The 14,587-nt window shown below is 72.5% G+C and carries 12 protein-coding genes; 7 read left to right on the top strand and 5 right to left on the bottom strand.

Annotated elements, in window-relative coordinates:
• The first annotated feature begins 43 nt into the window (after window positions 1-43).
• Entirely contained in the window at window positions 44-1,006 is a 963-nt protein-coding gene (locus BM236_RS10825; RefSeq protein ID WP_091123509.1) for a GGDEF domain-containing protein, read from the top strand.
• 26 nt (window positions 1,007-1,032) lie between these two features.
• Window positions 1,033-2,190 carry an acyl-CoA dehydrogenase family protein gene (locus BM236_RS10820; RefSeq protein ID WP_091123507.1) on the top strand — a complete coding sequence of 386 codons (1,158 nt, stop codon included), beginning with the start codon at window positions 1,033-1,035 and terminating at the stop codon, window positions 2,188-2,190.
• A gap of 196 nt (window positions 2,191-2,386) precedes the next feature.
• Here the strand turns inward: BM236_RS10820 and BM236_RS10815 are convergent, their stop codons facing one another.
• From BM236_RS10815 to BM236_RS10805, 3 genes are all read right to left on the bottom strand, one after another.
• The gene (locus BM236_RS10815; protein ID WP_091123505.1) at window positions 2,387-3,175 is read right to left on the bottom strand and encodes an SDR family NAD(P)-dependent oxidoreductase; all 789 of its coding nucleotides are present in this window, start codon (window positions 3,173-3,175) and stop codon (window positions 2,387-2,389) included.
• Window positions 3,172-3,963, bottom strand: coding sequence for an alpha/beta hydrolase (locus BM236_RS10810; RefSeq protein ID WP_245750270.1), 792 nt, complete (start codon window positions 3,961-3,963; stop codon window positions 3,172-3,174). Before BM236_RS10810 ends, BM236_RS10815 begins: the two co-directional genes overlap by 4 nt.
• Before the next feature lie 81 nt (window positions 3,964-4,044).
• Window positions 4,045-6,819, bottom strand: coding sequence for an ATP-binding protein (locus BM236_RS10805; RefSeq protein ID WP_091123499.1), 2,775 nt, complete (start codon window positions 6,817-6,819; stop codon window positions 4,045-4,047).
• A gap of 205 nt (window positions 6,820-7,024) precedes the next feature.
• On the opposite strand from BM236_RS10805, the gene BM236_RS10800 reads away from it, so the two are divergent.
• From BM236_RS10800 to bglX, 3 genes are all read left to right on the top strand, one after another.
• Window positions 7,025-7,756: an alpha/beta fold hydrolase gene (locus BM236_RS10800; RefSeq protein ID WP_091123496.1), complete on the top strand. Its 732-nt coding sequence runs from the start codon at window positions 7,025-7,027 to the stop codon at window positions 7,754-7,756.
• Window positions 7,757-7,883: 127 nt separating this feature from the next.
• Window positions 7,884-8,759, top strand: coding sequence for an alpha/beta fold hydrolase (locus tag BM236_RS10795; RefSeq protein WP_091123494.1), 876 nt, complete (start codon window positions 7,884-7,886; stop codon window positions 8,757-8,759).
• A 165-nt stretch (window positions 8,760-8,924) separates the two neighbouring features.
• Window positions 8,925-11,240, top strand: a complete 2,316-nt coding sequence (gene bglX / locus BM236_RS10790; RefSeq protein ID WP_091123492.1) for a beta-glucosidase BglX — start codon at window positions 8,925-8,927, stop codon at window positions 11,238-11,240.
• 119 nt (window positions 11,241-11,359) lie between these two features.
• Here the strand turns inward: bglX and BM236_RS10785 are convergent, their stop codons facing one another.
• Window positions 11,360-11,902 carry a hypothetical protein gene (locus tag BM236_RS10785; protein WP_091123489.1) on the bottom strand — a complete coding sequence of 181 codons (543 nt, stop codon included), beginning with the start codon at window positions 11,900-11,902 and terminating at the stop codon, window positions 11,360-11,362.
• Window positions 11,899-12,471 carry a hypothetical protein gene (locus tag BM236_RS10780; RefSeq protein WP_091123487.1) on the bottom strand — a complete coding sequence of 191 codons (573 nt, stop codon included), beginning with the start codon at window positions 12,469-12,471 and terminating at the stop codon, window positions 11,899-11,901. Before BM236_RS10780 ends, BM236_RS10785 begins: the two co-directional genes overlap by 4 nt.
• A gap of 168 nt (window positions 12,472-12,639) precedes the next feature.
• Here BM236_RS10780 and BM236_RS10775 point away from each other — a divergent pair, with 168 nt between their 5' ends.
• Complete coding sequence (locus BM236_RS10775; protein WP_091123484.1) at window positions 12,640-13,929, top strand: sensor histidine kinase; 1,290 nt, start codon at window positions 12,640-12,642, stop codon at window positions 13,927-13,929.
• Window positions 13,930-13,931: 2 nt separating this feature from the next.
• Window positions 13,932-14,585 carry a response regulator gene (locus BM236_RS10770; RefSeq protein ID WP_091123482.1) on the top strand — a complete coding sequence of 218 codons (654 nt, stop codon included), beginning with the start codon at window positions 13,932-13,934 and terminating at the stop codon, window positions 14,583-14,585.
• The last annotated feature ends 2 nt before the right edge of the window (window positions 14,586-14,587 follow it).

The following is a 14,587-nucleotide window of genomic DNA, read 5'->3' as shown; positions in this document are numbered from 1 at the left end:
CAAGGATGAGGCGGACGACGCTCGACCCGGAAGGAGCCGGAGCATGTGGCGGCTCGACAAGGCCGGTGCTGCGGACGACCGCGCCTGGCACCTCGCGGCCGCCGGCGGCGTCTCGTTCATCGCGCTGGTCTGCTTCGCGGCCAGCACGACGACCCAGGAGGCCTCCGATGCGCCCGAGCTGGCCTCGCTCGCCGCCTATCTCGGCCTCACCTGGGTCCTGTGGACGCTCGTGCACCGTGCCGCGTCGCGTCGGGTACTGCTGGTCTGGCCGGTGATGGTGACGCTCGGCGTGACCGGCGAGTCGTACGTCGCGCCGCACGCCGCCACGCTCTGCACGGGGGTGATCGTCCTCGGCTTCCTCTTCGTCGGGCTCACCCAGCGGCCGTGGACGTCGTTGATCGTGTGGCCGTTCGCCGTGGTGGCGCTGTGGTCGACCTTCGACCTGCCGCTGTCCCAGGCGCTCGTCCGGGTCAGCCTCGCGTCCCTGGTCTGGATCTCCGTCGCCGAGCTGCCCGCCTGGCTGACGACCTCCCTCCGCGCTGCCCGCAGCGAGGTCGCCCGGCTCGCCGCGACCGATGCGCTGACCGGCCTCCCCAATCGCCGGGCCTGGGACGAGTGGCTCGTCGACACCGACGACGGTGGCGCGCTGTCGCTCCTCGTCGTGGACCTCGACCACTTCAAGCGGTACAACGACGCCCACGGCCACCTGGGGGGCGACCTCCTGCTCGTCGAGTTCGCCACCGCGCTGCGGACCCTCGTCGACGGGCACGGGCTCGTCGCGCGCTGGGGCGGCGAGGAGTTCGTCGTGATCCTCCCCGGCAGCGATGACGGGTCCGCGCACGCCCTCGCCCAGCAGGTGATGGCCGCGGTCCCGGGCGCCGAGACGTGCTCGATCGGCGCCGCCACCCGGCGTACCGGCGAGGACGTCACGTCGGTGCTCGCCCGTGCCGACGCCGCGCTCTATCGCGCCAAGGCGGACGGCCGGAGCCGGGTCGTCGCGGCCTGACCCCTACCGGTCGGTAGGGTGTGGCCATGCGCCGTACCGTTTTCGACGAGGACCACGAGTCGTTCCGCAAGACCCTCCGGGCCTTCATCGAGGCCGAGGTCGCACCTCACTACCAGGAGTGGTTCGACGACGGGCTGGTCCCGCGCGAGTTCTACTTCAAGCTGGCCGAGCTCGGCCTGTTCGGCATCAACGTGCCCGAGGAGTTCGGCGGCGCCGGGCTCGAGAGCCACAAGTTCGAGGCGATCCAGTACGAGGAGACGGCGCGCGCCGGCGTCAACTTCGGCGGCTCGGGCGTGCACGTGCTGCTCGCCCTGCCCTACATCAAGATGCTCGGCACCGAGGAGCAGAAGCAGCGCTTCCTCCCGGCGTTCGTCTCCGGCGAGGAGATGTGGGCGCTGGCGATGACCGAGCCCGGCACCGGCTCGGACCTGGCCGGGATGAAGAGCAGCGCCCGCCGCTCCGACGACGGCAGCCACTACGTCCTCAACGGCGCGAAGACCTTCATCACCGGCGGGGTGCACGCCGACCGAGTGATCGTGTGCGCCCGCACCGCCCCGCCCCGGGACGACGACCGCCGCTTCGGCATCTCGCTCTTCGCCGTCGACACCAAGTCGGAGGGGTACGTCGTCGGCCGCAAGCTCGACAAGCTCGGGCTGCGCACCTCCGACACCGCCGAGCTGTCTTTCAGCGACGTCGTGGTGCCGGCCGAGGACCTGCTCGGCGAGGAGAACCAGGGCTTCTCCTACCTCGGGCGCAACCTGCCCTCCGAGCGGTGGGGCATCGCCTACGGCGCCTACGCTCAGGCGGCGGCCGCCGTGCGGTTCGCCCAGGAGTACACCCAGCAGCGGACCGTGTTCGGCAAGGAGGTCGCCTCCTTCCAGAACACCAAGTTCGAGCTGGCCGCCTGCCAGGCCAAGGTGGACGCCGCCCAGGCCGTCGCCGACCGCGCCCTCGAGGCGCTCGACGCCGGCGAGCTGACCGCCGCCGAGGCCGCGTCGGCCAAGCTGTTCTGCACCGAGGTCGCCTCCGAGGTCATCGACCGGTGCCTGCAGCTGCACGGCGGCTACGGCTACATGAACGAGTACCCGGTCGCGCGCCTCTACGCCGACAACCGGGTCAACCGGATCTACGGCGGCACCAGCGAGGTCATGAAGACGATCATCGCCAAGAGCATGGGTCTGTGACGCGAAGGGCCCCGGATCACTGATCCGGCGCCCTTCGCCGCTGCCGCCTGCTCCCCGTGCTGCTGTTCGAGTCGGCATGGCGGCCGACATCTGTCTGACTGCCGGCAGATGCCAGATGAGGGGCGGCGCGAAACGGCACCTGCCAGCACTTGATGGTCCGTCCCGGGTCGGCGAGACGCCAGCGTCCGGACCCCGCCTACATGGTGGTGACCATGCCCCCGTCGATCAGCACGTCGGCCCCGGTGATGTTGCCCGCAGTGGTGGAGGCGAGGAGCAGGACGACCTGGGCGACCTCGTCCGGCCGGGTGAAACGCTCGGTCGGCGTACCGGCGACGGCCGCCTGCCTCACGTCCGCGGCGTCGACGCCCTGCGCCCGGCTGATGGTGTCGGCGACGCCGCCGGCGCCGAGCCAGAGGGCGGTCTCGACGGGGCCGGGGCTGACCGTGTTGACCCGTACGCCGGCCGGGCCGACCTCCTTCGACAGCGACTTGGTGAAGCTGCGCAACGCGGCCTTGGCGGCGCTGTAGTCGATGACTCCCGGGTCGGGCAGTGTGGCGTTCACCGAGCAGATCGTGACGATCGTCGAGGGCGCCGCCCGCAAGAGGTGGGGGAGGGCCGCGCGCGTCGCGCGGACGGCGGAGAACAGGTTGACCTCGACCGCCCACTGCCAGTCCTCGTCGGTGACGGCCAGGAAGCCGTCGGTCCGTGGGTGCACGCCTCCGACGTTGTTGACGAGCACGTCGATGCCGCCGAAACGGTCCACCGCCCGGTCCACCAGGTCCTGGCACCCGCTCGCGGTGGTCAGGTCGCCGAGCACCTCGACCGTGTGGCCGTCCTCGGTCAGCGCGGTCAGCTCGGGTGAGCCGGTCAGCGCGCCGGCGACCACGTTCGCCCCCTCGCCGCGCAGGGCGTGGGCGACGGCGAGGCCGATGCCCTTGCTCGCGCCGGTCACCACCGCCGTACGCCCGTCGAGCTCGAGCTTCACAGCGACTGCCCTCGCAGCCACTTCAGGCAGGTGTCGGCCACCTCGGCCCACCCGGAGTCGATGGTCAGCGAGTGGCCCCGGTCGGGGAAGGTCTCCAGGTCGGTCACCGCCTCGGAGTGGCGGTACTGCTTGAGCGTCGCGCGGGTGACGGTCTCGGGCACGGTGTGGTCCTTGCCGCTGGCGATGAGCAGCAGCGGGCCGCGGGCCTGGTTGGCGGTGTTGACCTTCGCCGGCGAGTGGGGGTTGAAGTTCGCCGCGGCGGCCTCGAACAGCGGCCGGCCGGGCGCCGGGATGGTCCAGCGCTCGAAGAGCTGGTCCGACTCCTCCTCCGAGACCGCGTTCCCGAAGGCGAAGCGGAACTGCTCGGCGGTCAGGGAGACGGCCCGGTGCTTGTTGGCGGGGTTCTTGAAGACCGGGAGCGTGGCCCGCAACGCCGACAGCGGCAGCGGCAGCACCCCCTTGATCTGGGCGGCGTCGATCGCGATCGCTGCCCTGGCGCAGTCCTGGCCGAGCAGCCGCTGGGCGATCATCCCACCGAACGAGTGGCCGACCAGGATCGGCAGCTCGGGCAGCCCCCTGATGACGCCGGCGACGTGCTCGACCACGTCGTCGATGCCGTGGTCGGCGATCGCCTCGGGGTCACGCCGGGACTCCTCGACGGTGTCGTGGTCGCCGGGCCAGCCGACGGCCTGCGCGTCGTACCCCTCGTCCTGGAAGCGGGTCACCCACGGCTCCCACGACGAGGCATGCAGCCATAGTCCATGGATGAAGAGGACAGGTGTTCCCACGATCGGCTCCCTCGCTCGTGCCGGTTGCGGGATGCATCCGGCGGCGTTGCCGACCCTAGGGAGGCGGAGGGCCGCCCGGCTTCAGTCGGATGACTGTCGTTGCCGGATGAGCAGGCCGCCGGGGGGATCGGAGAGGAGGCCGGCGAGCTGTTGCCGGCTGGTCACGCCGAGCTTCGGGAAGATCCTGTAGAGGTGCGAGCCGACCGTGCGGTGGGACAGGAAGAGCCGCTGCCCGATCTCCCGGTTGGAGAGGCCCTGCGCGGCGAGCCCGGCGATCTGGGCCTCCTGCGCCGACAGCTGCTCGCGTGCGTTCGCGGTCGGTTGCCAGCCACGCTCGCCGGTGGCCCGCAGCTCCTGGTCGGCGCGTTGCGCCCACGGCTTCGCGCCGAGGGCGTCGAACGTCGAACGCGCGGAGCGGAGCGGATCGCGCGACTCGGTGACCCGCCGTTGACGCCGCAGCCAGGAGCCGTAGGCGAGCTGCAGCCGAGCCTGGTGCCAGGGGAAGGCCTGCGCGGCGCCCGACAGCGCGCTGCGGAACTCCTCCTCGGCCGAGGCGTCGTCGGCCAGCACTGCGCGGGCGTAGGCGAGGGTGATCGCCGTGCCGGTCGCGGTCGGCGAGGCGACCTGCGACTCCACGGCGCGGAGCGTCCGGCGGGCGTCCTCGCGAGAACCGGCTCGGACGCCCGCCTCGCAGAGGTAGCCGATCGTCCACAGCTGCTGCACGCGCTGGTACGCCGGATCGGTGGGGGTGAAGACCCGGGACAGCTCGCCGTACGCCTGATCGGGCCGGTCCGCGCCGAGGTCCCCGACCCCTCGCACCAGCTGCGCGCCCGCGAGGAGCGAGGAGCTCGCGTTCGGCAGCTGGAGTGCGGTCTGCTCGGCGTGGACGAGCAGCTCGTGACGTGCGGTCCAGTGACCGCTCACCGCGTCGATGAAGGTGGCGGCGAGTCGCGCGGTGCCTGCCCACACCCGCTGGCCGGTCTCGTCGGCGAGCCGCATCGCCTCGTCGGCGGAGCGGGCCGGGTCGAAGACACCGAGGTTGATCTCCGCCCAGGACCGGATCGCGAGCGCCTCTCCGAGCAGAGCGAGCCGGCCCTCGCCGCGCAGGTGGTGGATGGCCAGCGAGAGGAAGGAGTCGGCCCGGAGGAAGTCGCCGGCGCAGAACGCGGCGATGCCGAGCAGCGCGGCCACGTCGCCCCGGCCGCCGGCGTCGAGCGGCGCGCGGTCGATCTCGGTGATGAGCTCGGGCGTCAGGTCGAGCGACTCGGCCAGCCCGAGCACCGCCAGCACCTGGGGGTCGCCGCTTGGGAGCGGCACCGCACGGACCGCCGAGACGATCTCACGGCGTACCACCTCGCCGGGGTCTCGCCACCAGACCCTCCGGGCGGCGCCGAACAGCAGCTGCATCGCGACCTCGACGTCGCTCTCCTGCGCCGCCTGCCGGGCCAGGCCGACGAGGTGCAGGATCTCCTCGGGCTCGCTGCTCGCCCCGTCGTGGAACACCCCGGTCAGCCGGATCAGCCGGGACCGGTCCCGCGGTCGGAGCGTCATCCGGGTCACCCGCGCGGTGATGTCCTCGACGTGTGCGAACCTGCCCAGCTCGTAGCCGTACTCGGCGGCGCCGAGCAGCCGTGCCGCCTCGTCCAGCGGGTCCGGGCTCAGTGCCGCCGCCCGTTCCATGCGCGCCATGGCGGTGGCGTAGGCGCCGCGGCTCCTCGCCTCCGACGCGGCCTGCTCCAGCTCGACCGCGATCGGCTCGTCGCGCCGCGAGACCGAGCTGGCCCTGTGCCACACGACCCGGTCGGGGTGGGCGCCGAGCACCGCCGCGAGCGCCGCGTGTGCCTGGGCGCGGCGCTGGTGCGGCATGGATCGTCGCAGCGCCGATCCGACGAGGGGGTGGGCGACGGCGTACGTCGACCCGGTGACGGTCAGGAGGCCCAGGTCGACCGCCGGGGAGGCGGCCTGCTGGTCGACGGCGGTCCCGGTGACGACCGCGACCGCCGCCAGGACGTCGTCGAGCTGGTCGCCCTCGTCCAGCACCGCCATCTCCAGGATCGTGCGGCTGACCGGGTCCAGCTCCTGCGCGCGGGCCGAGAAGGCACGCTCCAGCCGCGTCGTCATCGGCAGGTCGGTCGCAGTGCTCCACACACCCGTCAGGGCGGCGGCGGTGCCGGCGAGCTCGATGAGGGCGAGCGGGTTGCCGTGCGCCTGCTCGACGACCCGGTCCCTCAGGTCGGGAGCGAGGTCCGGTGCTCGGTCGGTGAGCAGCGCGCGGGCCGCGTCCTCGGCCAGGCCGGCCACGCGGAGCCAGCCGGTGGTGCGGTCGTCGCCGAGCAACGTGGTCGCGGCCGAGGCGGTGCAGAGCAGGACGACCCGCTCCTCGGAGATCCGCCGGGCGACGAACGCCAGCGCGTCGGCGGAGGGACGGTCCATCCACTGCAGATCGTCGAGGCAGACGAGGACGGGGGTCTCGCGCGACACGTCGACCAGCAGGTCCAGCACGGCCAGCGAGGTGAAGAACGGATTGACGTCGGCAGCCTCGACCATCCCGAACCCGGCCAGCAGCGAGTGGCTCTGCGGGCCCGGCATGGCGTCGAGCCGAGCCAGGATCGGCGCGACCAGCTGGTGCAGGACGGCGTACGGCAGCTGCGACTCCGCCTGGCTGCCGCGGGCGCTCAGCACGGTGAAGCCCCGGGTCCGCGCCTCCCGCGCGATCCGGTCCAGCAGGGCGCTCTTGCCGACGCCCGGATCGCCCGTCAGCCCCAGGGATGAGCCACCGACGGCATCCAGCGCGTTCCCGAGACGCGTCACGATGTCCTCGCGACCGAACAGCCGAGCGTCATCGGTGACGGTCATGGGTCACAGCATGGTCCTTCGTGGACCGCCCCGTCTACGGAGGTGAAGTCGCTGTCCGAGTCATGGAAGCAGCCGTGGATGCAGCCATGGATGCAGCCATGGATGCAGCCATGGATGCAGTCATCCGGCGCAAGCAGGCGAGCGTGCCCGGGCCCAGCCTCGGAGCAGGGCCGCCCGGGCCCGGCAGTTCCGACAGGAGACACCGATGAGCACACCCACGATCGCCTTCGTCCACGGCGCGTTCGCCGACTCCAGCGGATGGGCGACGTCGCTTGACGCACTCGCCGGGGCCGGCCTGCCCGTTCTCGCGATCCCCAACCAGCTGCGGGGTCTGGCGCACGACGCGGCGTACGTCCGCAGCGTGGTGGACACGCTGGACGGCCCGGTGGTGCTCGTTGGCCACTCGTACGGCGGGGCCGTCATCGGGGAGGCCGCCCGCGGGGCGGAGCGAGTCGCCGCGCTCGTCTTCGTCGCCGCCTACATCCTGGACGAGGGGGAGAGCATCGCCACGGTGCTGGACCCGCAGCGTTTCCCTGGCGGGCTGCTCGGCCCCGAGACGACGCTGGAGCGGCCGTTCCCGAACGCGGAGTCGCCGGGCGGGACCGACGGCGACCTCTACATCACCTCGGAGCACTTCAGCAAGGTGTTCGCGGCCGACGTGCCCGAGGACCAGGCCCGGTCGATGGCCTGGACACAGAGGCCCCTCTCGCTCAGCGCCCTGACCGGCAGCGCCGCCGCGCGACCCGCCTGGCACGACACGCCGTCGTGGGCGCTGATCGCCGAGCAGGACAACGCGATCCCACCGGCAGGGCAGCGCTGGATGGCGGAGCGCGCCGGGTCGACGTACGGAACCGTCGCCTCCTCGCACGCCGTGATGGTGTCCCAGCCGTCGGCCGTCACCGAGACCGTCCTCGAAGCCGTCCGCTCGGTGTCGTGAGGTCGTCGCCCTCCCGGGGCAGTCACATGACGGAAGCCGCGGCACGTCCCCGGTTCCTACCGTCGAGTTGCCCGACAGGTGGGCTAGTGCCGGCCGGCACTGCCCCGGATGTGAGAAGGAGAAGCCCATGAGCACGACCAGCGCAGCCCTCCGGGGCCGCACGGCGGCGGTTGCGGCGGTCGCCGTCCTGGTGACCGCCGGATCGACCGTCGTCACCGGCTCGACGGCGGACGCCCACGCCACCGCGGCGTCCCAGCAGGCGGCCCATCACCGACGTCCGGGCGGCCCGGCATCCACGAGCAGACCGGCCATCGTCCTCGTGCACGGCGCCTGGGCGGACAGCGGTGCGTGGGAGGCGGTGGTCGCACGCCTGGTGCGCGACCGCTATGACGTCCACGTCTTCCCGACCCCGCTCGAGTCACTGACCACCGACTCCGCGGCGCTACGCGACTACCTGGCCACGATCGCCGGCCCGATCGTCGTGGTCGGACACTCCTACGGCGGAGCGGTGGTGACCGATGCCGCGACCGGCAACGCCAACGTCAAGGCGCTCGTCTACCTCGACGCCTTCGCGCCGCAGGAGGGCCTCCCCGTCGGGGCCTACGTCGACGCGTCGTCCGCCGTCGGAGGGGACCCGGCGACCATCTTCGACTTCGTCGGATCGGATCCCAGCAACCCCGAGCTGTACGTGAAGCGGACGCTCTTCCGGTCGGCGTTCGCCAACGACCTGCCCGCCCGGCTCGCCGGCATCCTGGCCATCACCCAGCGACCGATCGCCCTCGAAGCGCTCACCGAGCCCTCGACGACGCCGGCCTGGCGGACCATCCCGTCCTGGTACCAGGTGGGCACCCGGGACCAGGTGATCCCCGCCGCGGCCCAGCTCGCGATGGCCCAGACGGCCGGGTCGCACGTCGTGAAGGCCGCGACCGGCCACCTGCCGATGATCTCCCAACCGGCGACCGTGACCCGGACCATCGAGACTGCCGCCACGGCCGCGAGGTGACGCCTCGCCAGGCCGCAGAGCGGTGACACGCCGGTGACCGGTTTCGGGGCGTGCGCCGCGGGGCACTGAGCGCGTGGCCTGCGCGGGTGCGGGCGCGAGCGGTCTCGTGCGGGAACGACCGGCAGGGTGCCGGCCGGGTGCGAGGACGCCCGCGGAGGTAGCCCGATGAAGCGGATGGTGAGCACCGTCGCGGTGGCGGCACTGGTGCTGGGAGGAACGGCGGTCGGCAGCAGTGCTCTGACCCACGGCCGCTCCGACGACGAGACGGCCCTCGCGGCCACGAGGAAGGCGCCGAGCCGGGGGATCGAGGCTCGGGTGGACAGCCTGCTCCGACGGATGACGACGCGGGAGAAGCTGCAGCAGGTCCAGCTGCTCTCCGACGGGCAGGTGACCGACGCCGACGCCAAGGCCGGTGTCGGCGGGGTCTTCAGCCTCACCGACCCGGCCAAGATCGACCGCCTCCAGCACATCGCTGTCGAGCAGTCCCGGCTGCACATCCCGATCCTGTTCGCCTACGACACCATCCACGGCTACCGGACCGTCTTCCCCGTGCCGCTCGGCGCGGCCAGCTCCTTCGACCCGGGCGTCGCCGGCGCGGACGCCGGCATCGGCGCACGGGAGTCCGCGACCGTCGGCATCAAGCAGGTCTACAGCCCGATGGTCGACGTCTCGCACGAGCCGCGGTGGGGCCGGATCGTCGAGGGCAACGGCGAGGACCCCTACCTCGGGTCGGTCATGGCCGCTGCGCGGGTCAAGGCGGCGCAGGGCTCCGACTACGGCGCCACCGACAAGGTGGTCACCAGCGTGAAACACTTCGCCGCCTACGGTCAGCCCGAGGGCGGCCGCGACTACAACACCACTGACCTGTCCGAGCAGCGCCTGCGCAACCTCTACCTCCCGCCGTTCAAGGCGGCGATCGACGCCGGCGCCGACACCGTCATGTGCTCGTTCAACGCCATCAACGGCGTCCCCGGCTGTGCCGATCCCTACACCGAGACCCGGATCCTCAAGAAGGAGTGGGGCTTCGACGGCTTCATCGAGAGCGACTACACCGCCGTCGCCGAGACCCGCGCCTGCCCGGCCGTGCCCGCCGGTGACGGGTTCCCGTGTGGCCACGGCACCGCCGCCGACGCGCCGAGCGCCGGCGCGAACGCCCTGATGGCCGGCACGGACTCGGAGATGGTGAGCACGTTCATCCGCGACTACGGCGCCCAGCTGCTGGCTGACGGCCGGATCTCCAGGTCGCGGCTCGACGACGCCGTACGCCGGATCCTGCGGGTGAAGTTCCGGGCCGGACTCTTCGACCACCCGTACGTCGACCAGACCCGCGCGGCCGACCCCGCGAGCTTCGTGACCGCGACCGACCGCGCGGCGGCACGGACCGCGGCCGGCCGGTCGATGGTGCTGCTCAAGAACGCCGGCAGCACGCTGCCGTTCAGCGCGACGAAGTCCACCGCCGTCATCGGCCCGCTGGGCGACGACCAGCACGACATGCTCGGGCCGTGGTGGGGCCAGGGGCGCGACGAGGACGCCGTGTCCCTCTACCAGGGCCTGAAGGTGCAGAACCCGGACACGACCTTCACCCAGGGCTGCACGCGCAAGAACGTCGAGCCGCCGGACGCCCAGGACGACGACGCCTGCAGCGATGCCGACCTCGCCGCCGTGACCGCCGCGGCGAACGCCGCCGACCAGGTCGTCCTGGCGCTGGGGGAGACCCGCGAGATGACCGGTGAGGCCGCGTCGCGATCCGACATCTCGCTGCCGGGCGACGAGCAGAAGATCATCGACGCCGTGAAGGCGACCGGGAAGCCGTTCGCCGTGGTGCTCTTCAACGGGCGCCCCCTCACGCTCGGCCCGGTGGTGGACTCCTCGCCGGCGATCCTCGAGGCCTGGTTCCCGGGCACCGAGGCCGGCAACGCAGTGGCCGACGTCGTGTTCGGCAAGGTCGACCCTGGCGGCAAGCTCCCGGTGTCGTTCCCGCAACGGGTCGGGCAGATCCCGATCTACTACAACCACGAGCCGACCGGTCGCCCGTGCGACGTGACCCAGAAGTACGACTCCCGCTACCGCGACCTGCGCACCTGCGACCCGCTCTTCCCGTTCGGCTTCGGCCTGAGCTACACGACGTTCGACGTCTCGGGACCGCGGCTGAGTCGCACGTCGGTCAGCCCCAACGGCAGCCTGTCCGCCACGGTGACCGTCACCAACACCGGCTCCCGGCCCGGTGACGACGTCGTGCAGCTCTACCTGCACGACCCGGTGGCGAGCATCTCCCAGCCGGTCCGGCGCCTACGTGGCTTCGAGCGGGTGACCCTGCAGCCCGGAGAGTCCCGGAGCGTCACCTTCACGATCGACCGGAGCGACTTCGGCTTCTACGACAACCGCGGCCGCTTCGTCGTCGAGCCGGGGACGATCGAGCTGTACGCCGGAGACTCCTCGACCGCGTCGAAGACGGAGTCGTTCACGGTCCGCAGGCGCTGATGGTCTCCGGCATGCGCCCACGCCACGTCAGGGCACTGGTCAGCGCCGCGTGACCGGGTCGCTCGACGGCGAGCCGCGCCAGGAGGACCAGCGCCGGCTCGTAGGTACCCGGCGCGAGCTCAGGGGCACGGCCATGCTCCGAGCCGGGTCGTCGGCATGGGTGCGGGGGAGGCGCTCAACCGGCGGCGCCGGTACTGGTGGGTCAGCCAGAGCAGCAGCGGTCCCCAGAGGATCGCCGGGAGGTAGCAGGCGATCACCAGGGCGTGCCAGCCCCGGCCGGAGATCTCGTCCATCTCACCGGTGAGCAGCCCGTGGAGCGCGAACGCCCAGATCGCGGAGAGGAGGACGCCCCCGACCGTGGCCGCGGCGATCACGGGGCCGGCGGGGATGCGGCGGCCGTGGAGCCGCGGCACCCAGCCGGGCACGACCTCGCCCCAGGGCCGCACGAGCCCGAGGCTGAGCAGCGCCAGTCCCTCCGTGAGCGCCGTCAGGAACACGACCATCAGCGTCCCGCGACCGGGGAATCCCTGGTCGTCGAGGGACGCCTGGCTGAAGCCCATCGAGACGCCGCAGCCGAGCACGATCCGCCACACACCGGAGGGCAGCAGGATGAGTGGGATCAGATGGGCGGTGAAGACCGCGGAGCGTGGCGCGGCGGTCATCGCGCCTCCTCCGCCAGGTCGGTGTCGCCGCGGACCGCGAAGCCGCCGCGGGTGACCGGGAAGAACGGCGCGATGCCGGTGCAGCCCGCCACGTCGTGGAAGCCCATGACCAGCCAGCTCCACCCGAGCCGGTCGTGCGGACCACGGTCGGCGACGGTGAGGCCGATGCGACGACCGACGATCTCGGGTTCACCCGGGAGGCCCGGGGCGCTGCCGCTCGTGATCAGGCCGGTGGCGACGGCGACACCACCCCCGGTCATCAGGCAGTCGAAGGCTCCGGAGAACCTGGCGAGCAGCCTGCCGTCCGCGGAGACGTGCTCGACCCGGAACCGACCATGGACGTCGAGCGGGCGGTCGGGCGGCACCGAGGCCGTCAGGCGGAACCGCACCCGGTCACCGGCGAAGCCGGGCAGCGAGAGCGTGCCGCCCCCTGCTCCCGACAGCCGCACGTCGTGCGCGGGGTGCGTCGCGACGGGCGCCGGCACGGTCGCGTCCGGTGGTCGGGATGCGCCGGCTGGTACGGCGACGAGGAGCGAGGCGCAGAGGCTCAGCGCAGCGAGCTTCAACATGGGGGAGTCCATCCTGTCGGCGGTGTCCCCGGGGGTTCGACGCGACGATGAACCGGCGGGGGACGGCGTTCGACTTCTCAGCCTGGTGCGGCCGACCGGCCGTCGACGTCCGCCGGGAGGATGACGCCGTCATCCCTGAGGCTGAGTCGCAGAACCTAGGATGCTGCGGTGAGCGCGGTTCTCGGGCAGCGATCCCTCGGGCATGCTCCCGGTCGTTCGGCTCAGGCAGCCGATGCGGGTCTCGCGGCGCTGCTGGTCATCGTGCTGCTGCCCGTGTCGGCTCGAACCCTGTGGGGGAGCTCGTGGCCGACCGCCCTGCAGGGCCTGGGGGTGGGAGCGCTGGTCGTCGGGCACGGCGCCGTCGGCGTACGTCGCCTCGTGCCACGTGCCGCCTTCGCGACGGGCGCCGTCCTCGTCGCGTTCCTGGTCGCCACGCCGCCGCTCGACCCTGGCGAGGGATCCGGCGCCTTCTCCGCGATCCTCGTTCCCAGCGTCCTGGTCTATCCGGTCCTGCTCTACACGGTGGGGGCGTGGTGCTCGCACCGGACCTCGATGTGGGCGCTGGCGCTGTCGGTCGCCGGTGGCGGGCTGGTCGTCGCCCGGCTCTGGGGCTCCGACTACCTGACGGTCGCCCAGCCAGGGCTGGCCAGCGACGAGGACCCCGTGCGGAGCTGGCCGCTGTTCCTCCTGCTCGGCCTGCTCGTCGTCGTCATCCTCCCGTGGTGCGCAGGGCGATACCGTCGGCTGCGTGTTCTCTACGTCCTCGAGCTCGAGGAGCGCGCCCGTCGCGATGACGCGGAGCGTCGGGCGCAGGCGCGAAGGGCGGTCGAGGAGGACCGCCGGCGGATCGCTCGCGAGATGCACGACGTGGTCGCACACTCGCTGTCGATCATGGTGAGCCAGGCCGAGGGCGGACGGGCCATGGCCGCGAAGGACCCCGCCGTCGCGGCTCCGGTGCTGGACACCATCGCGCAGGCCGGCCGCGAGGCCATGCACGACATGGGCAGCGTCCTGCGGGTGCTGGACCCACCCGAGGACGGTGGCTCCCGCCCGGTCGCGGACCCGCAGCCGGGGCTCGCCGACCTGCCGGCGCTGGTGTCGCAGGTCCGCCGCTCCGGTCTCGACGTGGTGCTCGAGGAGACCGGAACCCGCAGGCGCCTGAGTGCGGCCGCCGAGCTCGCCGCCTACCGCTTCACCCAGGAGGCGCTGACCAACGTCCTCAAGCACGCGGGACCGCAGCCGGGGGCGCACGTCGCGCTCCGGTGGCGGGCTCGCTCGCTCGAGCTGCTCGTCACCAACGACGTCGACCCCGAACGCCGTCCGGCCGGTGGATCCGGGCGCGGACTGCGCGGGATGCAGGAGCGCCTGGCGGCGATCGGCGGAAGCGTGCGGGTGACCGACTCGGCCGACGCGTTCGTCGTCCGTGCTCTCGTCCCCGTCGCGGCGAAGGACCGCTGACCGTGGCCATCCGGGTCTTCCTGGCCGACGACCAGGACCTCGTCCGGGACGGCATCGCCATGATCGTGTCGGCCCAGGACGACCTCGTCGTCGTCGGCGAGGCCGGGGACGGGCGGGCGGCGGTCGCCGGGGTGCAACGCACCCGCCCCGACGTGGTGCTCATGGACGTGCGCATGCCCCAGCTCGACGGCCTCCGGGCGGCCGAGCAGGTGCTCACCTACCCCGAGCCGCCCCGCGTCCTGATGCTCACGACCTACGACGTGGACGACCACGCCTTCGCCGCCCTGCGGGCCGGCGCGAGCGGCTTCCTGCTCAAGAGCGCACGGGCCGAGGAGGTCGTCCAGGCGATCCGCAGCGTGCATCGCGGCGACGCCGTGATCGCGCCGGCGTTGACCCGGCGGCTCCTGGACCAGGTCGACCTCCCCGGACCCCGGCGCATCCCCGCCCAGGTGCGTCGACTCACCGAGCGGGAGCGGGAGGTGCTGATCGAGGTGGCCACCGGAGCGTCGAACGCGGAGATCGCAACTCGGATGTTCCTCTCCGAGGCGACCATCAAGACCCACGTCGGCCGCGTCCTCAGCAAGCTGGAGCTCCGCGACCGCGTCCAGCTGGTCGTCTACGCCTACGAGGTCGGGCTGATCCGGCCTCGGCCATGACA

The organism is Nocardioides terrae, assembly GCF_900112345.1.
GTDB classification, from domain to species: Bacteria; Actinomycetota; Actinomycetes; order Propionibacteriales; family Nocardioidaceae; genus Nocardioides; species Nocardioides terrae.
This window is presented reverse-complemented; position numbering and strand designations above follow the sequence as displayed.

Coding starts and splice junctions, on each gene's coding strand:
- BM236_RS10800 (WP_091123496.1), top strand. CDS start 7,025: ATGAGCACACCCACGATCGCCTTCGTCCACGGCGCGTTCGCCGACTCC.
- BM236_RS10805 (WP_091123499.1), bottom strand. CDS start 6,819: ATGACCGTCACCGATGACGCTCGGCTGTTCGGTCGCGAGGACATCGTG.
- BM236_RS10825 (WP_091123509.1), top strand. CDS start 44: ATGTGGCGGCTCGACAAGGCCGGTGCTGCGGACGACCGCGCCTGGCAC.
- BM236_RS10785 (WP_091123489.1), bottom strand. CDS start 11,902: ATGACCGCCGCGCCACGCTCCGCGGTCTTCACCGCCCATCTGATCCCA.
- BM236_RS10795 (WP_091123494.1), top strand. CDS start 7,884: ATGAGCACGACCAGCGCAGCCCTCCGGGGCCGCACGGCGGCGGTTGCG.
- BM236_RS10820 (WP_091123507.1), top strand. CDS start 1,033: ATGCGCCGTACCGTTTTCGACGAGGACCACGAGTCGTTCCGCAAGACC.
- bglX (WP_091123492.1), top strand. CDS start 8,925: ATGAAGCGGATGGTGAGCACCGTCGCGGTGGCGGCACTGGTGCTGGGA.
- BM236_RS10780 (WP_091123487.1), bottom strand. CDS start 12,471: ATGTTGAAGCTCGCTGCGCTGAGCCTCTGCGCCTCGCTCCTCGTCGCC.